Genomic DNA, 24,957 nt, shown 5'->3' on the forward strand with positions numbered 1-24,957 from the left:
TATTTACTGTAGAGTGTGAAATGGCGGTTGCCACGTCCATCTAGCTCGATGAGCAAATGAAGGCGCGCGTCCAGCGGCTTGCCGAGGCGCGCCGCCGCTCGGCCCACTGGATCATGCGCGAAGCGATCACCCAATATGTCGATCGCGAAGAAGCGCGCGAAGCCTTGCGGCAGGATACGCTGAAAGCCTGGGACGAATTTCAGGCGACTGGCCGCCACGTGACCGCGCAAGAGGTCGACGCCTGGCTGGCAAGTTGGGGATCGGACGACGAACTGCCCCCGCCTGAATGCCGGGAATAATCTTCGCCCCCGACGCGGCGCGCCGCGCCGGCGAAGCGATCCGGCTGGGCGTCAAGATGCCGGGCACCTATCCACGCATGGGGCGGCTGGTGGACGACCTGCCGGACGAGTTCCGCGAATGGCTGATAGACTTCGGCGACAGCGGCTGTGTCGCGCGCTATCGGGTCGAGGACGACAGGGTGACGATATTGGCGATCCGGCATCAGCGTGAGGGGGGTTAAGCAGGAAAGGTGGTGCGCGCGCCGGCCCATTTTCCGCGTGACATCATCGGCCTTTTCCCCTAAGGGCGCGCCAGCAGACCGGCGGGTCAACCCCGCCTGTCTTCCGTCCGAGACAGTTGGCGAAGGGAATATGCCCTTCTTAATTTCCAACCTAGACGGGGAAAAGTTCTTGCCGGACGGGCCTTTGGCATGTCCGGGTCTGCCCTGTTCGTTGAAACGGCCGGGCCGGTAACCTCTCCCCTTCGGACTACATGCCCCGTGCCTCGGCGCGGGTTTTAGCCGTTCGCCGGTTTGCCGGCGGACATGAAGTGGAGAATGGCATGGATCGTAATCAGAAGTCTGAGGTCGTTTCCGCGCTGAACGCTCATCTGGGTGAGGTCGCTGTCGTCGTCGTGACGCGCAACCTCGGCATGACGGTCGCCCAGTCGACCGTCCTGCGCCAGAAGATGCGCGAAGCGGGCGCGACCTACAAGGTTACGAAGAACCGCCTCGCCAGGATCGCCCTGGATGGCACGCCCTATGCCGGCATCAGCGACCTGCTGACCGGCCCGACGGCGCTGTCCTCTTCGGCCGATCCGGTCGCAGCCGCCAAGGTTGTGGTCGAATTCGCGAAGACCAACGACAAGCTTGAGATCGTTGGTGGCGCGATGGGCGAGACGCTGCTGAACGCGGAGGGCGTCAAGGCGCTCGCCTCGATGCCGTCGCTGGATGAACTGCGTGCGAAGCTCGTCGGCCTTATTCAGGCCCCGGCGACCAAGCTCGCGACCGTCACCCAGGCGCCGGCTGCGCAGCTCGCGCGGGTCTTCAACGCCTATGCGGAAAAGGACGCGGCCTGATCTTCAGGCCCGGCCGATACCGGAACATCGTTTCAACTCTAGTTTAAGGGGCCTTTCAACGCCCCGCCCAGAAGGGAACAGGTAAAGTAATATGGCAGACATCAACGCACTGGTCGAACAGCTTTCGGCCCTGACCGTCCTCGAAGCCGCCGAGCTGTCGAAGGCCCTGGAAGAGAAGTGGGGCGTTTCGGCCGCCGCTGCCGTCGCCGTTGCCGGCCCGGCCGCCGGTGGCGCCGCCGCTGCTCCGGCTGCCGAGGAGCAGACCGAGTTCGACGTCGTCCTGACCGGCGACGGCGGCAAGAAGATCAACGTCATCAAGGAAGTCCGCGCCATCACCGGCCTGGGCCTGACCGAAGCCAAGGCGCTGGTCGAGAGCGCGCCGAAGGCCGTCAAGGAAGGCGTCAGCAAGGACGAGGCCGAGAAGGTCAAGAAGCAGCTGGAAGAAGCCGGCGCGACCGTCGAGCTCAAGTAAGCCGCTTTCCCCCGCGCGATGCGGGGGCATCGGTCCGGCTCCGGCCGGAGGAAACAGGGGCGACGTCCTGCGGGACGCCGCCCTTTTTCTGTGCGCGGCCGAGAGTGGTTCGCGGGGATGACCGCTAACGGCCAGAGCGAAAACTTCTCTGCATCCGTTCGCCCTGAGTAGGGACTGAGCTTGTCGAAGGCCCGTATCGAAGGGTCATCGCACGACATCAGTCCTTCGATACGCCATTTCGACAAGCTCAATGGCTACTCAGGACGAACGGAATCATGGTGGCTTCCCACCCATAATCGCCATCCGGCAGGGGGCGGGCCAGGCCCGCCCTCATCCATCTTACAATCCGTCGAGCCCCTTGCTCACCAGCACGTTCACCGCGACGCGGCGGTTCTGCGCCTTGCCCTCCGGGGTGGAATTGTCCGCCAGCGGGTCCGCCTCGGCCATGCCCGTGGGGGTCAGCATGCGATAGGGCTTCCAGCCGCAGGCCTGCTGCAGATAGTTGACCACGCGGCCCGCGCGCTTCTCGCTCAGTTCCTGGTTCAGTTCCTCGCCGCCGGTGGAATCGGTGTAGCCCACGACCAGCAGCAGCGCGTTGTTCATCCCCTCGGCCGTGGCGGCGGTGGCGCACAGATCCTGCTTCGCCTGGGCGGACAGCACCGCCTTGCCGGTGTCGAAGTTCACATTGGTCGTGCTCTTCACATTATACTGGTCGATCTCGCCCATGCGGCCGCGCAGCGCCTCGGTCGCCGCCGTCTGCTCCTCGAAGCGCTGGGCGGTGCCGTTGTGGATCATGGACGCGGTCTTGAGGTCCTTGTTCTGCAGCGTGATCTTGCTCGCCAGCAGGTCGCCGCCCGATTGCAGCGTCTTGACCGTGACCGGCAGGCCGTTGACCAGCGACGCGGAAGCCAGCTTGTTGCGGCCCAGGCCGAACAGGCCCTTGCTCGCGCTGATCTTGGTGTCGTCGTTGACCGCGACGATCGTGCTGGTGCCGTCGGCGGCGGTGACCTTCATCCGGTCGCCGCTGCGCGCCGAGATGATGCCCTTGACCTCCGGTCCCTCCGCCGGCGCCGCGGCAGGTTCAGCCGGCGCGGAGAAGGTCGCCGACACGTCGGCCTGGGGCGGCTCCTGCGTCTGCGCCACCGCGACACCGGTGGATGCGGTGCCGGCCAGCAAGGCAAGCGAAAGCAGAAGTTTCGGGCTCTTGGAATTGGCGTTCATTGCGATGCTCCCTCACATTCGATCTGTCGGGCCTGCGCGATCGCAGCTTGTCGTCCCGCCGCGCCCGTCCCATGGACCGGGGCGGCCGGAACCCTCTCCATATCTGGCTTCATGCCATGCGACTGGAAGTCGCCGCTGAACGCCATGGATGCTGGGTGTTCGGGTCAACATTGCGGCTGGATGAACAGCCCATGTTGTCACCGTTTCCGTGTCGTTCATTTGAACGCATCTTGCGACGAGCCGAGGCAAGGTGCCTCCTGCCCTCCTCCCTGCATTGACGGAATCGCCACCCTCATCTTCCCGCTATTGCGCGATCTGGCGGCCAGACCTTCCCTCCGAACGCACAGTCATGACCCTGCTTAGGATTTTAAGCCCGCTTCTTGCGCCTTATGCATGGGCCTGCGGGTGCCGGCTTGCCGTTCACCCTGGCGCAACCCGGCTCGCCGCCTCCCTCTAATCCCGGTTGGCGCGCCGCGCTTCCCGGGCTACCTCTGCGGTATGCGCCAGCATCTTGCCCGCCCCCGCCCCGCCGCCCTTGCGTGCGCGCTGCTGCTCGGGCTGCTGCCGGGCTGCTCCAGGGAAGGCAGCGGACCGGTGGCGGTCAGCGTGGCGGGAGACCGCGACGACCTCGCCAGGCCCCTGCAGAACCTGCCCGATCCCGCCGCCAAGCTGATCCTGGAGGCGACGGCGCAGGGGCTGGTCGCCTTCGACGCGGGCGGCGACATCCTGCCCGCGCTCGCCCAGCGCTGGATCGTGGAAGAGGACGGGCGAAGCTATATCTTCCGCCTGCGCCGCGCCTTCTGGCCCGACGGCGCGCGCGTCACCGCGCCCGACATCGCCCGCCTGCTGACCGCCCGGATCGAATCGCTGCGCCGACTGGACCCCGACGGGCCGCTCGACGCGGTGATGGAGGTCGTGCCGATGACTGGTGAGGTCATCGAAATCCGCCTCGCCGCCCCCCGCCCTGTCCTGTTGCAGATGCTCGCCCAGCCGCAGATGGCGTTGCTTTCCAGCACCGGCGGCACGGGCCCCTATCGCGCGGCGCGGCAGGGCCAGGCCCTGTTCCTGACCCCGATCGACGATCCGGCGGCCAGCCTGGACGGCGAGGACCTGCCCACCCCGGCCTGGGCGATGCGGGTCTTGCGGGCGGAGCGGCCCGCGCTCGCCGTCATCCGCTTCCGCGAAGGCAAGGCGGACCTGATGCTGGGCGGCCGCTATTCGGACCTGCCGCTGCTGGTTCCCGCCGGAATCGACCGAGGCGATGTGCGGGTGGACCCCGTGGAAGGGCTGCTTGGTTTCGCCGTCACGGGCCAGGGCCCTTTGCTCGACGACGGCGGCATTCGCGCCGCGATCAACATGGCGGTGGACCGCAGCCGGCTTCCCGCCTTCTTCCCGCTCGGCGGATGGGCAACCACCGAGCAGCTCATGCCGGACCAGCTGGACCTTCCCGCACCACCGCCGCCGACGGAATGGGCGATCCTGTCCATGGACGAGCGCCGGGCACGGGCCCGGGCGGTCGTGGACCGCTGGCGCGCCGCGCATGGCGACCCGCCGGTGCTGCGCGTCGCCCTGCCCGCCGGCCCCGGTTCCACCCTGCTCTTCGGCCTGCTCGCACGCGATCTCGGCGCCATCGGCCTTTTTGTGCGGCGCGTATCGGTAAAGGAAGATGCCGACCTGCGCCTGATCGACGAGGTCGCGGCCTATGACAGCGCACTCTGGTATCTGGGCCGGGTCGGCTGCGCCCGGAAAATCCATTGCAGCGCGGATGCGGAGGCGCAGCTTCAGGCGGCTGGCCTCGCCAGCGACCTGGGCGAGCGCATGGCGCGAATCTACGACGCGCTCCGGCTGGTGCAGGGGCATAATGGCTATATCCCGCTCGGGAATCCGATCCGCTGGTCGCTGGTGTCGCGTCGGCTCAACGGCTTCACCCCCTCGCCCCGCGCGCGCCACCCATTGAACCATCTCTTCCGCAGCACCAATTAGGGGGCTGGAGGATGACGATGGCGATATCCCAGGACCAGTTCGACCGCATCGTGCGCGACATGCCCGGCTTCGGCCGCGATCCCGCTTCGGTCCGTCGCCGGATCGAGGCGATGGAAGCGATGCTGGAGGGGCTGTTCGTCATCCCCGGCACCAGCCGCCGGGTCGGGCTCGACAGCCTCGTCGGCCTCATCCCGGTGGTCGGCGATCTCGCCACGGCGGCGATGGGCGCCTGGATCGTGTGGGAAGCCCGGAACCTCGGCATGTCGAAATGGCAGATCACCCGCATGGCCGCCAATGTCGGCGTCGACACGCTGCTGGGCGCCATCCCCTTCGCGGGGGACGTGTTCGACTTCCTCTACAAGTCCAACACGAAGAACCTGCGCATCATCCGCCGCCATCTCGACCGGCACCACCCGGCGACGGCGACGATCGACGGGTAGCAATCCCGGCGTGCTCCTGCGAAGGCAGGAGCCCAGTTCAGACGGCGGTACCGGACGCACCCGAGCCGTAGATCGAGTGCGTTCGCAGAAGCACGGGATTCCTTTGAACGGCCGTTCTGTCTTTGCCAGCCCATGAAAAGTCGTGATGGGGTGGGAAGCGGACCTTAGGGACAGGCAGGCAGCGGCGCACCTGCGGTGAAGCTAGCATCACCACTGCGGCCGCTGTCGCGGATAGTTATCTGATAATTTTTTCCGTCGATTAGGCGCCTAGCTGACTGTTCCACGTCCCACTGTGAGAGGCGTTGGCCGTAAAGAAGTCGCTGTCGAGACGGGCGTTTCGTGTAAGCGCCCTCATCTCCGTAATACCTTAGCTCGGCGCTCCACAGTCCAGGCCAACGATAGGGCGCTTCAGAATTCATGAGCTCTTCGTAGTTGCCAGGAAACTTTTCAACGACAAGCACACTCATCGGGCGGGGCTGATAGTCGGTAAACCAGCCATCGATCGGGTGAATGCGGAAGGCAAGGTGACTATTCAGCAAGCAGGGCGTCACCTCAAATCCTTCGGGAGTGCACCCGCTCAACAGAGCGAGTGCGGCACAAGCTAAGAAAGTTCGGTTGGATATGTAGTTCATCGCGGGCGAGTATGCTCGATCTGCCGAATGTCCGCAAAGGTCGAAAGCCGACATCACGCCTTCGAATTTGCCAAAGGCATCGTCGTCCTTTCAACGGACGAAGGACATCCATCCCCCGATCGTGAACCGTTCGCGTGCCTTTCAGCGAGCGCGGGTCATTCCGTCCCGGCCGCATTGCCCAGCGGCTGGACATTGGGGTCCAGGTCGAGCCGCAGACCCGGCCTGCGCGCCGGCGTGTTGCCCGGCCTGGGCGCCGGTCTGTCCGCCGCACCGGCGGGCGGACGCGGGTTGGCGATGCTCGGCCCGGGCGCAATCCGCAGATAGCTGATCGTCGAGGCCCCGCCCTGGTGCGGCGGACAGCGGGTGAACTCCATCGCCCGGTCCATGCACAGCCACACCTCGCTCAGCCAGTTGCCGCGCGTGGTCGTGACCCGCACCATGTCGGCCTTCAGCCCCTTGTTGGCGCGGGCGAAGGCGTCGGCGAACTGGCCGACGGTCAGCGTCTTGCGCCGGGCCAGCGCCTTCATGTCGGGAAAGCGCAGCGACTGGTAGAAGGCGCGCGACAGGTTGAAATACAGCTCCGGCCGGGTTGTCATGCAGGTGCCGTGCTTGGCCCATTCATGCTGGATCAGCTGGGCCGAGGGCGTGGTGCACAGATTGTCGCGGATGACGGTGCGCGGCACCAGATCGGCCGGCCTGCAATATTGCGGCCACTCCTTGCCGAAGCCGTCGGGCCACAGGCCGTGCAGCGTGAAGCCGAAGCGGCCGTTGCGCCCGCCGCACTGGAAGCGGTCGTCGTTCCCGCGCGCGCCGGAGCAATATTGCGGCGACCAGCTGATCGCCAGCGTATAGCTGCCGATCGGCAGGATGCGGCGCGGCTCCTTGGCGGTGGGGCCCTCCTTTTCCGGGCGGGGAAGCTGGGCCGGCAGGCTGCACTGCGCCGCCTGCGCCAGCGCCGTGCCGGGAGCGAGCAGCAGGATGAGGGGCAGGATCAGTCTAAGCATAGGCGAAGTCCAGTCCGATGTCGGCGGCCGGGGCCGACTGGGTCAGGCGGCCGACGCTGATATAGGTGACGCCGGTTTCGGCCTTGGCGCGGATCGTGTCCAGCGTGACGCCGCCCGACGCCTCGGTCGGCACCCGGCCGCCGACCAGCGTGACGGCGCCGCGCAGGGTCGGCGCGTCCATATTGTCCAGCAGCAGGTGGGTGGCGCCCGCCGCTAGCGCCGGCTCGATCTGGTCGACCCGGTCGACCTCGACGATGACGCGCTCGATGCCCGCCGCGGCGGCCCGGCGCACCGCTTCCTCCACCGATCCGGCGACGGCGACGTGATTGTCCTTGATCATCGCCGCGTCCCACAGGCCCATGCGATGGTTGGTCGCGCCGCCCTGCCGCGTCGCATATTTCTCCAGCACGCGCAGCCCCGGAATGGTCTTGCGGGTGTCGAGCAGGGTCGCGCCCGTACCCAGGATCGCGTCCACATAGGCGCGGGTCAGCGTCGCGATGCCGCTCAGGTGCTGCACGGTATTAAGCGCGGATCGCTCCGCCGTCAGCATCGCGCGCGCCCTGCCCTTCATGCGCAATATGTCGGTGCCCGCGGGCACCCTGTCGCCGTCCCGCGCCAGCAGCTCGATCTCCACATCGGGGTCGAGCGCGCGGAAGAAGGCGGCGGCGACCGGAAGCCCGGCGAGCGTCACCGCGTCGCGGCTGTCCATCACCCCTTCGAACAGGGCATCGGCGGGGATCACCGCTTCGCTGGTGACGTCGCGGCCATCGGGGCCGAGGTCCTCCGCCAGGGTCGCGCGGACGAAGGCGTCGAGGTCGAAGCCGTCCAGGGTAAAGTCGCTCATGCGCCCAGCCGATAAGCGATCCGGCGGCGCGATGCCACCGTCTTCATCTCGCGCTCCAACCTCTCCCCGGTACCTGGGCTTACAGCAGCGACCCCACCATGCGCGCGATATTCTCCAGCACCTTGCGCCAGAAGGGGCGCGCCCGCCACGCAGCCCGGTCGATCGCGTCGCTCTCCGCCAGGAAGCCGCGCTGCGCCGCGTCCACCGCCGCGACCGACGCGGCGTCGTAGAACAGCAGGCTCGCCTCCTCGTTCAGCTGGAAGGACCGCATGTCGACATTGCTCGACCCCAGCAGCGCGACCCGCCCGTCGATCCCGACCGTCTTGGCGTGGAGCAGCCGTCCGCGATAGGCGTGGATATGGACGCCCGCCGCCAGCAGCTCGGCATAATAGGACGCCTGAGCGAAGTGGACGAGCCACTGGTCGACCGCGGCCGATACGATCACCTCCACCCGCACCCCGCGCAGCGCCGCTGTGCGCATCGCGTCCACCAGGTCGTCGTCGGGCACGAAATAGGGCGTCACCAGCACGGCATGGCTTCGCGCCTGGTGCAGCTGCCACACCAGCAGCGTCTTGAACCCCTCCAGCGGATAGTTGGACCCGCTGGGCAGCAGCTGCGCCACCGCCTCTCCCGCCGGCGGGGGAATCGCGACCGGCGTGTCGGCCAGCCTGTGCGTCTCCATATACCAGTCGGCGCGGATCACGCCTTCGATCTGCGCGACGACCGGGCCGGCAACCCGGGCGACCAGTTCCTGGTTGACGATGCCGGGCCGGAAGTCGCGCGCGACGATGTTCTGCGACCCGACATGGCCGATCGCGCCGTCGATGGCGAACAGCTTGCGGTGGTTGCGCATGTCGCGCCGGGTGTAGCGGCCGATCCAGCGCAGCGGCAGCGCCTCGGCCAGCTCGACCCCCGCCTCCGCCAGCATCGCCCGCGTGCCGCGCAGCCAGGGGCGGGAGCCGACCGGGTCGATCATCACCTGCACCGAAACGCCGCGCGCCTTCGCCCGGCCCAGCGCCGCCGCGACCCGCTGCCCGACCGCGTCGTCGGCGAAGATATAGGCGAGGATGCGGACATGGTCGCACGCCGCGTCGATGTCGTCGATCAGCCGCGCGATCGCGCCGTCATAGTCGGTGATGATCTCGACCTGGTTGCCTCCCGTCGCCGGCATCTTGCCCAGCGATGCGGCGAGCGCCACGACCGGCGCCTGCTCCTCCGGCAAGGCGACCGGCGCATGGGCGCGCAGCCGCTCGGCGAGCACGGAAAACCAGCCGTCCAGCTCCCGGAAGCGCTCGCGCCGCCATTCGGGGAAGCGTGGGCTGCCGATCGCCCAGAACAGCAGCAGCCCCGGCACCGGCAGGAAGAAGATCAGCAGCAGCCAGGCCCGCGCCGCCGCCGGGCTGCGGCGAAAGGGGATGGTCGCCAGCGCGCCGATCCGGACCGCCCACTCCAGCGCGTAGAAGGCGATGCCCAGGTCGGTTTCGGGAAGGCCCAACATGGCCCTTTACTGGACCATGTGCGGGACAGCGGACAAGGCGATAATGGGCGGCCCGCCTCTTCCCCGGTCGGGGCCTCAGCGGTTGCCCAGGTCCCCCTGCCCGATCGTGCCCGAAGCCATCTCCAGCATCCGGTCCAGGCTCTTCTTCGCGGCGAGGCGCAGCCCCTCGTCCATCTCGATCCGCGGCTGCAGGTCGCGCAGCGCGAGGTAGAGCTTCTCCATCGTGTTGAGCGCCATATAGGGGCAGATGTTGCAGTTGCAGTTGCCGTCCGCCCCCGGCGCGCCGATGAAGGTCTTTTCCGGCACCGCCTTCTCCATCTGGTGGATGATGTGCGGTTCGGTGGCGACGATCAGCGTGTCGCCCTCCATCGTCTTGGCATATTGCAGGATGCCGCTGGTCGACCCGACATAGTCGCTATGGTCGACGATATAGGGCGGGCATTCCGGGTGCGCGGCGACCGGGGCGCCGGGATATTGCGCCTTCAGCTTCAGCAGCTCGGTCTCGCTGAACGCCTCGTGCACGATGCACACGCCCGGCCACAGCAGCATGTCGCGGTCGAACTTGCGCTTCAGGTACCCGCCCAGATGCTTGTCGGGGCCGAAGATGATCTTCTGCTCCCTGGGGATCTGCGACAGGATCGTCTCCGCCGAGGAGGAGGTGACGATGATGTCGGACAGCGCCTTCACCTCGGTCGAGCAGTTGATGTAGCTCAAGGCGATATGGTCGGGATGCGCCTCGCGGAACGCCTTGAACTGGGCGGGCGGGCAGCTGTCCTCAAGGCTGCAGCCCGCGTCCATGTCGGGCAGCACGACAATCTTCTGCGGGCTCAGGATCTTGGCGGTCTCCGCCATGAAGCGCACGCCGCAAAAGGCGATGACGTCCGCGTCCGTCTCCGCCGCCTTGCGCGACAGCTCCAGCGAATCGCCGACGAAATCGGACAGGTCCTGAATCTCGGGCGTCTGGTAATAATGGCCCAGGATCACCGCATTGCGCTCCTTGCGCAGCCGGTCGATCTCCGCGCGCAGGTCCAGCCCCGCCAGCGAACCGCCTATTCCTCCCCGTGCATCCACGCTGTACTGCCTCCGATCGGTGTCCCGACCGGGCAGATAGGCCGGAGCGGCGGGCGGTTCAAGGAAGGAAAGCGCGCATCGGCCGCGCCGCGCCCGGCGCGCCCGCCGTCACCCGCTCGGTCAGCGCATGGCCCATGGGGCTGTAGGCGATCGCGTCGGCGACCAGCTGCGATCCCGCCAGCACCGCCAGGCCCCACCACCAGGCGGGATGGACCCGGCCCGCGCGGCGCAGGTCGGCGACGATGCCCGCCAGCAGGAACAGGGCCGGGGCCAGCACGGCGGCGCTCCACCAGGACCAGGGGATCATCAGCGGCATGGGCAGCAGCCGGCCGAAGCCCGGCCCAGTCAGCGTCACCATCGCCCCGGACATCAGCCGCCGGTGCCAGTCCGTCCGCCGCCGCATCGCGATCGCCGCAACGGCCAGCCCGGCAAAGCTCGCTATGCCCAGGCTGTTGCCCAGCAGGAACTCGTTCTTGTCGAAGAAGAAGGGACCGCCGGTCTGCCGCACCGAGAAAATCGTCATGGCGCAGCCCAGCACGACCATCGCCGGGATCCAGCCGACCGCCAGCCAGCCCAGCCGCCGGTGCAGCCGCACCGATCCGGTCGCGACCAGCCCGGTCTGCATCAGGTACAGGACGACCCAGCCGAAGAAAACGAACGCATGGACATGGAAGATCAGCGGCGCCCCGAAGCTCGACCGCCCGAAGATGATGTTGGTGGAAAAGCCCGCGACCAGCACCAGCGCCATCAGGCAGGCCGTGATGAAGAAGAACCGGTGCTCCCGATCCACCGCCGATAAACCCGCCCCCGCCTGCGTCGCCATCATACCCCCCGGAATGTTGCCGGGGGTGAAATTACCATGGGGGGCGGGAGGGGGTCAATTGTGGGTATCCCTAACTTACCGGTCGCCACTCCGCGATGGCCCCGTAAAGAAGTCATTCCCAGCCATTGACGCGATAAGAGGCGGCTCGAGGTTATCCTTGCAGCAGATGAGGCCATGTGGTGTGATAACGCGGCCCTTCTTCCGAGGATAGAGTCTGTGAACATCGATGCGCAAGAATACATCCGGGATGACGACGTTCGAAAGGATGAATATGAACTAGCGCTAGAAGAAGGCGTCGATGACGAAACGCTGCGCGAAGATCCCGGCGCGACTAAATTTAGCATTTCGAGCTACGGTGCGGATTACACGGTTGACAGCCTCGTTAAGCGGATGCGCGGAGGAGCATTTCGTATTCCGGAGTTTCAACGCCAGTTTGTCTGGACCGCAAAGCATGCTTCGAAATTCATCGAGTCCCTCCTTATGGGTCTACCGGTTCCTGGCATATTCCTTTATAAAGAAGCGGATACAAACGAGCATCTGGTCATCGACGGACAGCAACGCCTTCGCACACTGGAGGCGTTCTATGACGGCTTGCTCCGTGGCAAGGAATTTAAGCTCCAAGGTGTTCGCGAGCCTTGGCTTAATCGTACATATAAGACGCTTGACCCCGCCGACGTCCTGAAACTTGACGATTCGATCGTTCACGCCACGGTCTTCAAGCAGGATAAGCCGGAAGACGTACTCGACAGTATTTACTTCGTATTTGAGCGCATCAATACGGGCGGCATTCGCCTGTCGCCACAGGAAATCCGTAACTGCGTGAGCCTAGGTCCATTTATTGAACGCGTGCGCGAACTGAATAAGTTTCTGCCGTGGCGACAGGTATTCGCCGGTCAAAACAACCGCGCAAAGGATGAAGAGTTAATTGTGAGATTCTTTGCGATGTACCGTGACGGCGACAAATACTCTCGCCCCATGAACGGCTTTCTAAATAAATTTTCCGCTGCAATGAATAAGGTAAGTAAGGATGAGTTAGACCAGCTGTCAAATGTTTTCCGAACTACGATCGAGAAGGTCAATACCGCGATAGGCGTGCGTGCTTTCCGCATTATCCGTGCGTTGAATGCCGCCGCTTTTGATGCGGTGATGGTAGGGCTAGCGAAACGTCTCGATACCGGTCCCGCACCTGCGGATCATGCCGTGAGCGGAGCTTACGATGTACTTGTCGCAAACGATGAGTTCAGACAGGCTTGCGAGCGAGCAACTGCCGACGAGGAGAATGTGCGTAAACGCCTGGCCCTCGCCACCGCCGCTTTCGCTGGTATCTAGTGCAGCACTCCATCAATAGCCGCCAACGAAAACTCGATACCTTTTTCGCGCGCGCTAGGACGGTGAAGGACGATGAACTCAAGTCGGATATGGCCCGCTTCGGCGTCGTGCTTGTGTGCGGATATGTGGAGCGATGCGTCGAGGTCATCATTCTCAATAGACTGACCGCTCGAGCACAACCGCGTGTGTTGCAATTCATCAAAACTTATTTCAAAAAAGGAACGAACTACGACTGCGAGGCCATTTGCCAACTCCTCATTCGCTTCGACCAAGGTTGGTCTAACGCTTTTCGCAAAACTATCGAAGCGAACGACGGGTGGGAGGCCTCTCTCGCTTCGGCCTACGCTCTTCGTAACTCGATCGCTCATGGAGGCGACGGCAATAAGGGATTACCTAGCGTGGAAGCATTTTACTCCGATTGCAAAAGTATCGTAACAGCCCTGATCGAGGCCACTAAGAACTAAGACGAAACACGAGCGGCACGCCGAGCGCGAATTAGCAATCGATCGACTACCGTAGCAAACATTCGGGCTGGCCAATTCCGCTACTGTCAAAAATAGCGCAAAGCTGAAGTATTCACTGCCCCACAATCCGCTTCCAAAATAGGATTTCGCCTGATCTACCCTCTACGATGATCCGGCACGCCATCCGCTCCCACTCGCCCCTCCGCCACCCCGCCCCAACAGGCGCGTACCTGTCGCGTCAGTGTGACCTGACTGTAGCGTCAGTGTCGCGTCGCTGTGACCCGGTTGTGACCCAAATGGCGCGTGGCTGTAGCGTCGGCGGCGCGTCGCTGTCGCCTTACCGTGACTTTCGGGCAAAAAAACCCGACAACGGTGTGAACTTCGGCGGTGGCGCGTCGCGGCCGCCTGCGCGCCCCGCCGGGGCCTCAGGCCTCGCCGAACACCCGGCGGAAGATCGTGTCGACCTGCCGGAAATGATAGCCGAGGTCGAACTTCTCCTCGATCTGCTCGGCGGTCAGCGCGGCGGACACGTCGGGGTCGGCCTTCAGCAGCTCCATCAGCGACAGCTGGCCGTCCGATTCCCACACCTTCATCGCGTTGCGCTGGACGTAGCGATAGGAATCCTCGCGGCTCACCCCCGCCTGCGTCAGCGCCAGCAGCACCCGCTGCGAGTGGACGAGGCCGCCCATCTTGTCGAGATTCTTCTGCATCCGCTCGGGATAGACCAGCAGCTTGTCGATCACCCCGGTCAGGCGGCCCAGCGCGAAGTCCAGCGTGATGGTGGCGTCGGGGCCGATATAGCGCTCGACCGACGAATGGCTGATGTCGCGCTCGTGCCACAGCGCGACATTCTCCATCGCCGGCAGCGCATAGCTGCGCACCATGCGGGCAAGGCCGGTCAGGTTCTCGGTCAGCACCGGGTTGCGCTTGTGCGGCATGGCGCTGCTGCCCTTCTGGCCGGGGGAGAAATATTCCTCCGCCTCCAGCACCTCGGTCCGCTGCAGGTGGCGGACCTCGACGGCCAGCCGCTCGATGGAGGACGCGATGACGCCCAAGGTGGCGAAGAACATCGCATGGCGGTCCCGCGGAATGACCTGGGTGGACACGGGCTCGACGGCGAGGCCCAGCTTTTCCGCGACATGCTCCTCGACCCGCGGGTCGATATTGGCGAAGGTGCCGACCGCGCCGGAAATGGCGCAGGTCGCGATTTCCGTCCGGGCGGCGACCAGCCGCGCGCGGCAGCGGCTGAACTCGGCATAGGCCTCCGCCATCTTGAGGCCGAAGGTGACCGGCTCGGCATGGATGCCATGGCTGCGGCCGATGGTCGGGGTCAGCTTGTGCTCGAAGGCGCGGCGCTTGATGACCTCCAGCAGCTTGTCCAGGTCGTCGATCAGGATGTCGGCCGCGCGGGCCAGCTGCACGGCCAGGCAGGTGTCGAGCACGTCGCTCGACGTCATGCCCTGGTGCATGAAGCGCGCCTCGTCGCCCACCTGCTCCGCGACCCAGGTGAGGAAGGCGATGACGTCATGCTTGGTGACCGCCTCGATCGCGTCGATCGCCGCGACGTCGATGGCGGGGTTCGTCGCCCACCAGTCCCACAGCGCCTTCGCCGCCGACTTCGGCACCACGCCCAGCTCGCCCAGCGCCTCGGTCGCATGCGCCTCGATCTCGAACCAGATGCGGAAGCGCGCCTCCGGCTCCCAGAGGGCGGTCATGTGCGGGCGGGCGTAGCGTGGGACCATGGGCTTATCCTGCGGATGAAGGAACGGGATCGCCGCGCGCCTAGCAGCGTCGGCCCGCTGCGGCAAATTCCGCCGAAAAAGGAGCGAAAAGCGGCTCGGTTCGCCGCAAAAAACGCAGCCGGCCAAGTCGAATCGAAGATGAGCGAAGATGAGCGGCGCCACATGAACCGATGTTCATGCAACGAATCGCGGGGCGTGGCATTGTATCATCATGTTCCGGCGGTGCCCGATTGCCGTCCGGTGATGCGATGCGGGAGATTATGATGTTTCGGACTTTCTTGTTCTCTGCGGCGCTGGCGGTCGGCGCACCGGCCGTCGCGCAGGACAGCATGCCGGCGCAGGGCGCGACGCCCGCGTCGCCGGTTCCGGCCGCTCCGCAGCCGCCGCAGTCCGCCATGCCCGCCACCCCGGCGGAGCCCGCCGCGCCGCAGGCCGCGACGCCCTCCAACCCCGCCAACGCGGTGGCCTCGATCGTCGACAGCGAGTTCCCGGCCTATGACGCCAATGGCGACGGCCAGCTCGACCAGGCGGAATTTGCCCGCTGGATGGTGGCGCTCAAGGATCAGGAGATGAAGGCGACCGGCAAGACGCTGCCGCCCGATCAGGTTTCGACCTGGGCGCAGGGCGCTTTCACCACCGCCGACGCGGACAAGAGCACCTCCGTCAGCAAGCCGGAACTGATCCGCTATCTGAGCGGCGGCGCCGGCTGACGCGCTTATCGAATTCCCTCGTCACGAAGGGCGGGGAATAATGGAGCCCGAAACGGGTCGCACCGGGGCGGCATGACCAACAAGGCCATGTCGCCTCAATCCTTTGCCGGGGTCAGCCGCGCTTGCGGTTGGCGTAGAGCAGCGCCGCCACGATGGCCGCCGATCCGATGCCGACGGCGGTGCCCATCCACACGGTCTTTCCAGCCGACTTCTTCGCCGCGCTGGCGAGATCGTCCTTCGCCGCATCCTTGTCCGGCTGTGCGGGGGCGGCGGGTTCCTTGGTCTTGCTCATGATGGTCCCTGCTATGCAACAAAGCGAAGCCCCGGAAAAGACCCGACTTCGCTTTCAATAGTCCGGCAGCGTCTGCCGCGCCTCCCCCCACCCGCGCAGCGCGCGGGATGCGGCCCGCTCCACCAGCCGGTCGACATCGGCGATGGTGAAGGCGCCGGCCTTCTCGATGCCGTCCAGTTCGGCCCAGGTGACGGGCGTCGCGACCGGCGCGTTCTCCCGGGCGCGCACCACATAGGGCAGGACCGCGGTGGCCCCGCGCTGGTTGCGCAACCAGTCGATGAAGATGCGGCCTTTTCTCTTGGCCTTGCTCATCGTCGCCGTGAAGCGATCGGGCTCCTGCGCCGCGAGCGCGCGGGCGAAGCGGTCGGCGAAATCCTTGACCCGCGGCCATTCCGCCTCGGGGGTCAGCGGGACGACGACATGCACCCCCTTCCCGCCCGACAGCATCGGGAAGCTGGCGAGGCCCATATCCTCCAGCGTCCGGTGGATGTCGCGCGCGGCCTTCTTCACATCGGCGAAGTCCAGCCCCTCGTCGGGATCGAGGTCGAAGATCAGCCGGTCGGGTTTCTCGATGTCGTCGACCAGAGATCCCCAGCCGTGAAACTCGATCGTCCCCATCTGCACACAGGCGACAAGGCCGTCGACATCCTCGACATAGAGATAGTCCTCGGTCGCCCCGTCCTTCTCCCGCACCGGAACATGCTTCACATGGTCGCCGAAGCTGCCGCTGTCATGTTTCTGGAAAAAGCATTTCTTCGCCCGCCCCTGCGGGCAACGCACCAGGCTGATCGGGCGGCGGGCGATCCACGGGAGCATGACCGGGCCAACCGCGTCATAATAGTCCGCCAGCTGCCCCTTGGTGACCTTCGCCTCCGGGAAGATCAGGCGGTCGCGGTTGCTGACTTGAACATCGCTATGGGCGTCGGGCACGGGCATCGGCTCCTCCCTTCGAACATCCCTCGCCGCCTTGTCCTCGCGCAGGCCCAAGAAGCTGGCGTGGCGGACGACATTCTCCGCTGTGAACGCCGCAAAGGCAATCTCCGCCACCAAATCCGCCCGGACCCAGCGGGCGCCGCGCACCTCCGCCCTGGGCACTTCGACAGCGGCCGTCTTGCGCGCGCGTCGCTCCATGGCGTCGAGCAGGGAGTCGCTGTTCGCGGCGTTGAAGCCGGTGCCGACCTTGCCGGCATAGACGAGGCCGTCGGGGCCGTTCTGCGCCAGCAGCAGGTTCCGGATCGCCCGGCCGCTGGCACTGCTGGCGGTCCAGCCGACGATGACGAACTCCTGACGGCGGGTGCACTTGACCTTGACCCAGCTCTTTGTGCGCGCGCCGCGATAGGGCGCATCTGCGCGCTTGGAAATGATGCCTTCCTGTCCGGCATCGCACATCGCCTTGAAGAGCCGCTCGCCGGCGCCGACAACATGGTGAGCGACACGTACAGTTGAATTGCCTTCGCCGAGCAGCGCGAAAAGTCGCTCCTTTCGCGTAACGTTCGGCAGTTTTTCGAGACTTTCGCCGTCCAGCGACAGAAGGTCAAAGGCGAAGAGATGAAGCCGCGCCTTGCTCTCGCCCGCCAGTGCTTTTTGAAGGGTCGAGAAGTCCGGATTGCCGTCCGCGTCAAGCGCGACGATTTCTCCGTCGATCAGCGCCGCAGGCAGGCCGAGCGCGGCGACAGCCTGCGCGACGGATGCGAAACGGTCGGTCCAGTCGAGCCCCGACCGGGTGTAGATCTTCACCTTGTCGCCCGCGACGGCGACCTGGCAGCGATAGCCGTCGAACTTGATCTCGTGCAGCCAGGCGCTGCCGGTGGGAACGGCATCGACCAGGGTCGCCAGCTGGGGCGGACGGAAGGACGGAAGCCCGGACGAGCCTTTTCCCCCTTTTTTGGCGGGTGCATCGCGAACGGATGAGGCTGCGGCCTTCTCCGCCTTTGCCATGGCAGCGTCGAAGGCCTTGCCGCGTTTTCCCGCCAGCGAAATCGCCGGAGCGTCCGCCGCGATCTCGTTCATGGTTCGGCCGGTCTTCACGCTGGTGAGCGCATGCGCGACCAGTTCCTCCGAACCACCCGCATAGTCGTCGTCGATCTTGCGGAGCAGCCAGTTTTCGTGGCGCTCCTTGCCGCGCGGGCGCAAGCGTATGAGCAGCCATTCCCCCTTCATCCGCTGCCCGTGCAGGATGAAATGGAGATGGCCTTTCTCCAGATCCTTCGCGCTCTTCCCCGGCACAGGCTCCCATGTGCCTTCGTCCCAGAGCATCACGGTCCCGCCGCCATATTCCCCCTTGGGGATAGTGCCCTCGAACCCCGCATAGGACAGCGGATGGTCCTCCGTCCGCACAGCGAGGCGCTTGTCGGCCGGGTCGAGGCTGGGACCGCGGGTCACCGCCCAGCTTTTGAGCACGCCATCCATTTCCAGCCGGAAGTCGTAATGCAACCGGGTCGCGTCATGCTTCTGGACGATGAAGCCATCTCCGCTCGGCCGTCCGCGTTTGCCCGCCGGCTCCTTGGTGCGGGTGAAGTCACGCTTGCTGTTATAGTCGCGCAGGGGATCGGCGTCGGCCATGGATCAGGCCCGCTTGCGCGCAGGCGCCTTGGGCTTGGCGGAGGATTTGGAGGTGCCAGCCTTGGAAGCTCCGGCCTTTGAGGCGGGTGCCTTCGCAGTGGAAGTCTTGCGAGCGGTCCCCTTCCTCTTGGAAGACGAGGCGCCCGATCCACCGCTGTCCACCGATTTACGCAGCGCCGCCATCAGGTCGATGACGTTGCCGCCGCGCTGCGCCGGCACGTCTTCCTCGTCCTCCAAAATACGGCGGCCCTTGGCCTTCTTCTTCTTTTCGATCAGCCGCTCGAGCGCGTCGACATAGCGGTCGTGGAAGCTGTCGGGCTCGAATGCCCCTGCCTTCTTCTCGATCAGCGTCTCGGCAAGATCGAGGAGGTCCGCGTCCGGCACCTTGTCCTCGATGTCGCGGAAATAGGTCTGCGCACGATTGACCTCGTCGGCATAGCGCAGCGTCTCGAGGATCATGCCGCGGCCGCAGGGCTTGAGCGACACGATATACTCGCGTCCGCGCATGGCGAGCTGGCCCAGGCCCACCTTCTTCGTGCGGCGCAGCGCTTCCCGCAGGACGATGAAGGCTTCCTCCGCCAGATCGTCGGCGGGCACGACATAATAGGGCCGCTCATAATACAGCACATCGATGTCGGCCGCATCGACGAAGCGGGTGAGCTCCAGCGTCTTCTTGCTCTCCAGCTTGACGGCGTCGATCTCCTCGGGCTCGAGCAAGACATAGTCGCCTTTCGACAGCTCATAGCCCTTGACGATGTCTTCGGGTTTCACCGGTCCCAAGCCGGGGACGATCTTCTCATAACGGACGCGCTTCCCACTGGGCTCATGGATCTGGTGAAAGGCGATCTGGGCGCCGGATTTTGTCGCAGCGTAGATTTCAACTGGAATCGACACCAGCGCCAACCTGATCTGCCCCTGCCAATATGCGCGCGCCGCCATGTCCGTTTCTCCTGCGTCCCGATGCGAGAAAATGCGCCGATGGGCCTTGCGTTCCGCCGCGCGAATGAACCAAAGAGGCATCCAGTCGCAATTATCCGCTTATCGCCTCTGTCCCCCCTTGACTTCGAGCAGGGACCGTGGTGGTAGCGCTATCAATCAGAAACGAACTTGTAGGAGTTGTCGATGTCTGGGCACTTTTCCGTGACTGATTACCTGCCTGCCGATTGGCGCGATGGCCTTTTTGCCGGCCGCATCCTGACGCGCGAAGGCCCCAGCCCCATTCTGGTTTCCGGCGGCATCGCCTATGACATGAGTCGCGTCGCCCCGACCGTCTCGCAACTGCTTGATCGTTCTTCCCTTTCAACCGATGGCGGGAAAGCGCTGGGCGCGCTGGACGAGATCGACGCCGATCTGCTGAGCCCCGTCGACCTGCAGTGCGTCAAGGCCTGCGGCGTGACCTTCGCGGTTTCGGCGCTGGAGCGCGTGATCGAGGAGCGCGCTCGAGGCGACGCCAATGCCGCGCAAGACATCCGGTCGCGCATCGAGGAGCGCGTAGGTTCGTCCATCCGTTCCGTGGTGCCGGGATCGCCAGAATCTGTTGCGCTGAAGGCGGCGCTGATCGAGGACGGCCTGTGGTCGCAATATCTGGAAGTCGCCATCGGCCCGGACGCCGAGGTGTTCACCAAGAGCCCGGTGCTTTCCACCGTCGGTGTTGGCGCGGACATCGGCATCCGTTCGGATTCCACCTGGAACAATCCCGAGCCGGAAATCGTGCTGGTCGTGAATTCGAAGGGCGAGGCCGTGGGCGCCACGCTGGGCAACGATGTCAACCTGCGCGACTTCGAGGGCCGGTCCGCCCTGCTGCTGGGCAAGGCCAAGGACAATAACGCGTCCTGCTCGCTCGGGCCGCTGATCCGCCTGTTCGACGACGGCTTCACCGTCGACGACGTGCGCAGCGCAGAGGTCGACTTGACCATCGACGGCCCCGAAGGCTATCGCCTGGAAGGCCGCAGCAGCATGAACCAGATCAGCCGCGATCCGCTGGACTTGGTTCGACAGACGCTGTCGGAGCACCAGTATCCCGATGGCTTCGCGCTGTTCCTGGGCACGCTTTTCGCCCCGGTGCAGGACCGCGACGAACCGGGGCGCGGCTTCACCCACAAGGTCGGCGACACGGTTGCCATCTCTACCCCGCGCCTTGGCCGGCTGGTCAATCGCGTCGTGACTTCGAAGGAAGCGACGCCCTGGACCTTCGGCGTCAGCGCCCTGATGACCAATCTTGCCGGACGCGGCCTGCTGTCCGCCAAACAGGAGGAAGTGACTGCATGAGCCGTGCCATCTACCCGAGCCTGAAGGGCAAGCGGGTCTTCATCAGTGGCGGCGGCAGCGGTATCGGCGAGGGTCTGGTCGAGGCGTTCGTGGCGCAGGGCGCGCGCGTCGCTTTCTGCGACATCGCGCAGGCGGAGAGCGATGCGCTGGTCGAACGCCTGGGCGATGCGGAATACGCCCCCGCCTTCTACCCGTGCGACCTGCGCGACATTGAAGCACTTCAGGCGATGATGGCAAAGGTTGACGCCGATCTGGGCGGGATCGACATTCTGATCAACAATGCCGCCAATGACGATCGACACAGCATCGACGATGTGACTCCCGCCTATTGGGACGACCGCATGGCGGTGAACCTGCGCCACCTGTTCTTCGCCGCGCAGGCGGCGATCCCGGCGATGAAGCGGGCCGGCGGAGGTGTCATCGTCAACTTCGGGTCGATCAGCTGGCATCTGGCATTGCCCGAGCTGGTGCTTTATCAAACCGCCAAGGCGGCGATCGAGGGGCTGACCCGCAGCCTCGCGCGTGATCTGGGGCGGGAGAATATCCGCGTGAACACGATCATCCCCGGCAATGTGAAGACGCCGCGCCAGATGAAGTGGTACACGCCCGAGGGTGAGGCGGAGATCGTTTCCGCACAGTGCCTCGATGGCCGCATTCTGCCGGCCGATGTTGCCGCGCTGGCGCTGTTCCTGGCATCGGACGATGCGCGGATGTGCACCGGGCACGATTATTTCATCGACGCTGGCTGGCGCTGAGATCATGAGCGCCGAGCCCCAGAGCATTCTGTCCGTCGGCGCGATACTGGGCGAAGGCCCGGTCTGGGTCGAACGCGACGCCGCCGTCTGGTTCGTGGACATCAAGAGCCACCGCGTCCATCGCTTCGATCCGGCGACAGGTGAAGCACGCAGCTGGGATGCGCCTGGCCAGGTGGGCTGGGTTCTGCCGACCGACGACGGGCTGTTCGCGGCTGGCCTGCAGACCGGCGTCCACCGCTTCGATCCCGCGGACGGCAGCTTCACCCTGCTCCACGCTCCCGAGGCGCATCTGCCCGGCAACCGGCTGAACGATGCCACGGTCGATCCCGAGGGGGGCCTGTGGTTCGGATCTATGGACGATGCGGAAGAACAGGAGATCGGCCGCTTCTATCGCCTGCACAAGGGCGAAGTGGTCGAGAGCGGCCTGCCCGCCGTGTCGATCACCAACGGCCCCGCCCTCTCAGCCGACGGGCGGACGATCTATCACACCGACACGCTGGGCCGGAAGATCTGGCGCACGCGCATAGCGCAGGACGGCGCGCTGTCCGACACCAGCCTGTTCGTCGAGATCGAGGATGGCGCCGGCTATCCCGACGGTCCCGTGGTCGACGCGGAAGGATGCCTGTGGACGGGCCTGTTCGCCGGCTGGTCCGCGCGGCGCTACGATCCCGACGGCCGACTGATGCGGGAAGTCCGCTTCCCGGTCGCGAATATCACCAAGATCACCTTCGGCGGCCCGGACCTGACCACCGCCTACGCGACGACGGCGCGGAAGGGGCTGGACGCGACAGCGTTGACAGAGCAACCTCTGGCGGGCGATCTGTTCGCCTTCGATCCCGGGGTCGCCGGGCTGCCGGGCCATATCGCAACGATATAGAAGAGCGGGAAGGATAGTATGATGAGTGAGGGGAGCGCCGAAAGGGTCAACATGGCCTTTATCGCCGCGATCGTCGCCGTGGCGACGATCGGCGGGTTCATGTTCGGCTATGATTCCGGGGTCATCAACGGCACGCAGAAGGGCCTGGAAAGCGCCTTCGACCTCGGCAAGCTGGGTATCGGCATCAATGTCGGCGCGATCCTGGTAGGCTCATCGATCGGCGCGTTCATGGCCGGTCGCATGGCAGACCGGATCGGCCGTCGTGGCGTGATGATCCTGTCGGCCATCCTGTTCCTGGTCAGCGCGCTGCTCGCCGGCGCGGCCGGTTCCTCCGCCATCTTCATCTTCGCACGCATCATTGGCGGCCTGGGCGTCGGTGCGGCGAGCGTGATTTCGCCGGTCTACATCTCCGAGGTGACGCCCGCCGCCGTGCGCGGTCGCCTGTCCAGCATCCAGCAGGTGATGATCATCTCCGGTCTGACCGGGGCGTTCGTCGCCAACTTCGTGCTGGCCCGCTATGCCGGCGGCTCCACCGCGGAGCTGTGGCTGGGCTTCCCGGCCTGGCGCTGGATGTTCTGGCTGCAGGCGATCCCCGCCGCGATCTATTTCGTCGCGCTGCTCGGCATTCCTGAAAGCCCGCGCTACCTCGTGGCGCGCGGACAGGACGAGCGCGCCCATGCCGTGCTGACCAAGCTGTTCGGCGCCGAGACCGCGACCCGCAAGGTGGCGGAGATCCGTGCGAGCTTGGCCGCCGACCACCACCGCCCCAAGCTGAGCGACCTGATCGACAAGGCGAGCGGCAAGATCCGCCCGATCGTCTGGACCGGCATCGGTCTGGCCGTCTTCCAGCAGTTGGTGGGCATCAACGTCGTCTTCTATTATGGCGCCACCCTGTGGGAAGCGGTCGGCTTTTCCGAGGACTATGCGCTGCAGATCAACATTCTGTCGGGCGCGCTGTCGATCGGCGCCTGCCTTGCCACCATCGCTCTGGTCGACAGGGTCGGCCGCAAGCCGCTGCTGCTGCTTGGCTCGGCTGGCATGGCGGTGACACTCGCCGTCGTCGCCTGGGCCTTCTCCACCGCCGTCACCGGTGCGGACGGCGCAGTGTCGCTGCCCGGCAATAATGGCGTGATCGCGTTGGTCGCCGCCAATCTCTACGTGATCTTCTTCAACCTCAGCTGGGGCCCGATCATGTGGGTGATGCTGGGCGAGATGTTCCCGAACCAGATCCGTGGCTCCGGCCTCGCCGTCTCGGGCTTCGCGCAGTGGATCGCCAACGCGCTGGTATCGGTGAGCTTCCCGTCGCTGGTCGTGTCGCCGGGGCTCGCCACCGCCTATGTCGGTTATGCGGTGTTCGCAGCGATCTCCTTCTTCTTCGTGCGCGCACTGGTGCACGAAACCAAGGGGCGCGAACTCGAGGACATGGTCGGCTGAGCAAGGAACCGGTCATCCTGCGGGCGGGGGCGCTGGAAGCGGCCTTCTCGCCCGCCGCCGGCGGCGGGCTGTTGTGGTTTGCGCGCGGCGAGGCTGACCTGCTGCGGCGGGCCGCACCGGGCACGACCGCGCCGCTCGACCTCGCCAGCTTTCCGCTGGTGCCCTACGCCAACCGCATCGCCCATGGCCGGTTCCGGTTCGAAGGCGCGGACTATCAGGTGCCGCTCAATTTCGGCGACCATCCGCACAGCATCCACGGCGTCGGCTGGACTACGCCTTGGGCCATTGACGCGCAGGCGGAAGACCGGCTGGAGCTGGTACACCGGCACGAAGCGGACGACCAATGGCCTTGGTCCTACGCAGCGCGGCAAGAGGCCGTGCTGGACGAGGACGGCCTTCGCATCACCCTCACTGTGCATAATCTGGATGCGCAGGCAATGCCCGCGGGTCTGGGCTTCCATCCCTATTTCGTGAAGGACGGCGCGACACGGCTCGGCTTCGGGGCGGAAGGGTTGTGGCTGTCCACGCCTGACATGCTGCCCGAGCGGGAAGTCGAGGCCGATGCGCTGGGCGACTGGTCGAAGCCGGCTCCGGTCGATGGCGATAGCCTAATCGACAATGCCTATGTGGGCTGGTCCGGCACTGCCACGATCTCGCGCGGCGACGGGGTGAAGCTGGTGCTGACCGGCCAGGACGCGCCCTATCTGCACTTCTACCGGCCACCGGGCGAGCAGTTCTTCTGCCTGGAGCCTGTCAGCCACCTGCCCGATGCAGTCAACCGCCCGGCGGGCATGGAGGCGCTGGCGCCGGGCGCCAAACGGTCGCTGGCGATGGCGATCGCGGTGAAGGTGGACGAGGCGCTTCCGAACGCGGCAGAAATCGCCTAAGCTGCCCGCGACTGCAGCAGCGAGAGAAAAAGTCCATGCAATTTCTGCGGACCGCCTTCTGGGTCGTCATCGCCGTCGCCCTCGCCTTCTTCTGCATGGCGAACTACAAGAATGTAGAAGTCCGGTTGTGGGGCGACATCGTCATGGAGACCAAATTGCCGGTGCTCCTGATCGGCGCCTTCCTGCTCGGCGCCCTGCCCTTCTGGGTGATGGCGCGCGCGACACGCTGGCGCATGAAGCGGCGGATCGAAAGCACGGAGCGGGCGCTGGCCGCCGCGACCGCTGCCGCAGCG

At 65.6% G+C, this 24,957-nt stretch carries 25 protein-coding genes; 15 read left to right on the forward strand and 10 right to left on the reverse strand.

Annotated elements, in window-relative coordinates:
- Window positions 1-56 precede the first annotated feature (56 nt).
- From M529_RS37045 to rplL, 4 genes are all read left to right on the forward strand, one after another.
- Window positions 57-299 carry a CopG family ribbon-helix-helix protein gene (locus M529_RS37045; protein ID WP_021318325.1) on the forward strand — a complete coding sequence of 81 codons (243 nt, stop codon included), beginning with the start codon at window positions 57-59 and terminating at the stop codon, window positions 297-299.
- Complete coding sequence (locus M529_RS37050; protein WP_021318326.1) at window positions 287-520, forward strand: type II toxin-antitoxin system RelE/ParE family toxin; 234 nt, start codon at window positions 287-289, stop codon at window positions 518-520. The genes M529_RS37045 and M529_RS37050 overlap by 13 nt, the downstream gene beginning before the upstream one ends.
- Before the next feature lie 320 nt (window positions 521-840).
- Entirely contained in the window at window positions 841-1,356 is a 516-nt protein-coding gene (gene rplJ, locus M529_RS37055; RefSeq protein ID WP_021318327.1) for a 50S ribosomal protein L10, read from the forward strand.
- A gap of 91 nt (window positions 1,357-1,447) precedes the next feature.
- Window positions 1,448-1,828 (forward strand): 50S ribosomal protein L7/L12, encoded by a 381-nt coding sequence (gene rplL / locus M529_RS37060; protein ID WP_021318328.1) that lies wholly within the window; start codon window positions 1,448-1,450, stop codon window positions 1,826-1,828.
- Window positions 1,829-2,167: 339 nt separating this feature from the next.
- Here the strand turns inward: rplL and M529_RS37065 are convergent, their stop codons facing one another.
- Window positions 2,168-3,049 (reverse strand): OmpA family protein, encoded by an 882-nt coding sequence (locus tag M529_RS37065; protein ID WP_021318329.1) that lies wholly within the window; start codon window positions 3,047-3,049, stop codon window positions 2,168-2,170.
- Between the two features lie 498 nt (window positions 3,050-3,547).
- Here M529_RS37065 and M529_RS37070 point away from each other — a divergent pair, with 498 nt between their 5' ends.
- Both M529_RS37070 and M529_RS37075 read left to right on the forward strand, forming a co-directional pair.
- Window positions 3,548-5,032, forward strand: coding sequence for an ABC transporter substrate-binding protein (locus tag M529_RS37070; protein ID WP_021318330.1), 1,485 nt, complete (start codon window positions 3,548-3,550; stop codon window positions 5,030-5,032).
- Window positions 5,033-5,049: 17 nt separating this feature from the next.
- Window positions 5,050-5,472: a DUF4112 domain-containing protein gene (locus M529_RS37075; RefSeq protein ID WP_021318331.1), complete on the forward strand. Its 423-nt coding sequence runs from the start codon at window positions 5,050-5,052 to the stop codon at window positions 5,470-5,472.
- Window positions 5,473-6,259: 787 nt separating this feature from the next.
- Here M529_RS37075 and M529_RS37080 read toward each other — a convergent pair.
- The 5 genes from M529_RS37080 to M529_RS37100 all read right to left on the reverse strand — a co-directional run bounded on the left by M529_RS37080 (window position 6,260) and on the right by M529_RS37100 (window position 11,347).
- The gene (locus tag M529_RS37080; protein WP_021318332.1) at window positions 6,260-7,108 is read right to left on the reverse strand and encodes a ribonuclease T2 family protein; all 849 of its coding nucleotides are present in this window, start codon (window positions 7,106-7,108) and stop codon (window positions 6,260-6,262) included.
- Window positions 7,101-7,952: a carboxylating nicotinate-nucleotide diphosphorylase gene (gene nadC / locus M529_RS37085; protein ID WP_021318333.1), complete on the reverse strand. Its 852-nt coding sequence runs from the start codon at window positions 7,950-7,952 to the stop codon at window positions 7,101-7,103. Before nadC ends, M529_RS37080 begins: the two co-directional genes overlap by 8 nt.
- 79 nt (window positions 7,953-8,031) lie before the next feature.
- Window positions 8,032-9,450, reverse strand: a complete 1,419-nt coding sequence (locus tag M529_RS37090) for a phospholipase D-like domain-containing protein (protein ID WP_021318334.1) — start codon at window positions 9,448-9,450, stop codon at window positions 8,032-8,034.
- Window positions 9,451-9,525: 75 nt separating this feature from the next.
- Window positions 9,526-10,521 carry a quinolinate synthase NadA gene (nadA, locus tag M529_RS37095; RefSeq protein WP_021318335.1) on the reverse strand — a complete coding sequence of 332 codons (996 nt, stop codon included), beginning with the start codon at window positions 10,519-10,521 and terminating at the stop codon, window positions 9,526-9,528.
- A 58-nt stretch (window positions 10,522-10,579) separates the two neighbouring features.
- Window positions 10,580-11,347, reverse strand: coding sequence for a hypothetical protein (locus M529_RS37100; RefSeq protein WP_236617690.1), 768 nt, complete (start codon window positions 11,345-11,347; stop codon window positions 10,580-10,582).
- A 213-nt stretch (window positions 11,348-11,560) separates the two neighbouring features.
- Between M529_RS37100 and M529_RS37105 the strand changes: the two genes are divergently transcribed.
- Both M529_RS37105 and M529_RS37110 read left to right on the forward strand, forming a co-directional pair.
- The gene (locus M529_RS37105) at window positions 11,561-12,673 is read left to right on the forward strand and encodes a GmrSD restriction endonuclease domain-containing protein (protein WP_161626352.1); all 1,113 of its coding nucleotides are present in this window, start codon (window positions 11,561-11,563) and stop codon (window positions 12,671-12,673) included.
- Window positions 12,673-13,137, forward strand: coding sequence for a HEPN domain-containing protein (locus M529_RS37110; protein WP_161626353.1), 465 nt, complete (start codon window positions 12,673-12,675; stop codon window positions 13,135-13,137). Before M529_RS37105 ends, M529_RS37110 begins: the two co-directional genes overlap by 1 nt.
- 425 nt (window positions 13,138-13,562) lie before the next feature.
- Here the strand turns inward: M529_RS37110 and purB are convergent, their stop codons facing one another.
- Complete coding sequence (purB, locus tag M529_RS37115) at window positions 13,563-14,879, reverse strand: adenylosuccinate lyase (protein WP_031295042.1); 1,317 nt, start codon at window positions 14,877-14,879, stop codon at window positions 13,563-13,565.
- A gap of 263 nt (window positions 14,880-15,142) precedes the next feature.
- Between purB and M529_RS37120 the strand changes: the two genes are divergently transcribed.
- The gene (locus tag M529_RS37120; protein WP_031295043.1) at window positions 15,143-15,589 is read left to right on the forward strand and encodes an EF-hand domain-containing protein; all 447 of its coding nucleotides are present in this window, start codon (window positions 15,143-15,145) and stop codon (window positions 15,587-15,589) included.
- A 112-nt stretch (window positions 15,590-15,701) separates the two neighbouring features.
- On the opposite strand, the gene M529_RS37125 is transcribed toward M529_RS37120, so the two are convergent.
- The 3 genes from M529_RS37125 to ku are packed head-to-tail and all read right to left on the reverse strand — an operon-like array spanning window position 15,702 to window position 19,382.
- Window positions 15,702-15,881, reverse strand: a complete 180-nt coding sequence (locus tag M529_RS37125) for a hypothetical protein (RefSeq protein WP_021318341.1) — start codon at window positions 15,879-15,881, stop codon at window positions 15,702-15,704.
- A 54-nt stretch (window positions 15,882-15,935) separates the two neighbouring features.
- Entirely contained in the window at window positions 15,936-18,443 is a 2,508-nt protein-coding gene (gene ligD, locus M529_RS37130) for a DNA ligase D (protein WP_021318342.1), read from the reverse strand.
- 3 nt (window positions 18,444-18,446) lie between these two features.
- Entirely contained in the window at window positions 18,447-19,382 is a 936-nt protein-coding gene (gene ku / locus M529_RS37135; protein WP_031295044.1) for a non-homologous end joining protein Ku, read from the reverse strand.
- Window positions 19,383-19,565: 183 nt separating this feature from the next.
- Here ku and M529_RS37140 point away from each other — a divergent pair, with 183 nt between their 5' ends.
- From M529_RS37140 to M529_RS37165, 6 genes are all read left to right on the forward strand, one after another.
- On the forward strand, window positions 19,566-20,711 hold the full coding sequence (locus M529_RS37140; RefSeq protein WP_021318344.1) for a fumarylacetoacetate hydrolase family protein: 1,146 nt from the start codon (window positions 19,566-19,568) through the stop codon (window positions 20,709-20,711).
- The gene (locus tag M529_RS37145; RefSeq protein ID WP_021318345.1) at window positions 20,708-21,466 is read left to right on the forward strand and encodes an SDR family NAD(P)-dependent oxidoreductase; all 759 of its coding nucleotides are present in this window, start codon (window positions 20,708-20,710) and stop codon (window positions 21,464-21,466) included. Before M529_RS37140 ends, M529_RS37145 begins: the two co-directional genes overlap by 4 nt.
- A gap of 4 nt (window positions 21,467-21,470) precedes the next feature.
- A complete protein-coding gene (locus M529_RS37150; protein ID WP_021318346.1) occupies window positions 21,471-22,343 on the forward strand; it encodes an SMP-30/gluconolactonase/LRE family protein in 873 nt (290 codons plus the stop codon).
- 21 nt (window positions 22,344-22,364) lie between these two features.
- Window positions 22,365-23,777 carry a sugar porter family MFS transporter gene (locus tag M529_RS37155; protein WP_021318347.1) on the forward strand — a complete coding sequence of 471 codons (1,413 nt, stop codon included), beginning with the start codon at window positions 22,365-22,367 and terminating at the stop codon, window positions 23,775-23,777.
- Between the two features lie 71 nt (window positions 23,778-23,848).
- Window positions 23,849-24,664 (forward strand): aldose 1-epimerase, encoded by an 816-nt coding sequence (locus M529_RS37160; RefSeq protein WP_021318348.1) that lies wholly within the window; start codon window positions 23,849-23,851, stop codon window positions 24,662-24,664.
- 35 nt (window positions 24,665-24,699) lie between these two features.
- Window positions 24,700-24,957, forward strand: a 258-nt coding sequence (locus M529_RS37165; protein WP_021318349.1) for a lipopolysaccharide assembly protein LapA domain-containing protein, incomplete at its 3' end; no start/stop codon positions are given.

The sequence above is a fragment of the Sphingobium ummariense RL-3 genome (assembly GCF_000447205.1).
GTDB classification, from domain to species: domain Bacteria; phylum Pseudomonadota; class Alphaproteobacteria; order Sphingomonadales; family Sphingomonadaceae; genus Sphingobium; species Sphingobium ummariense.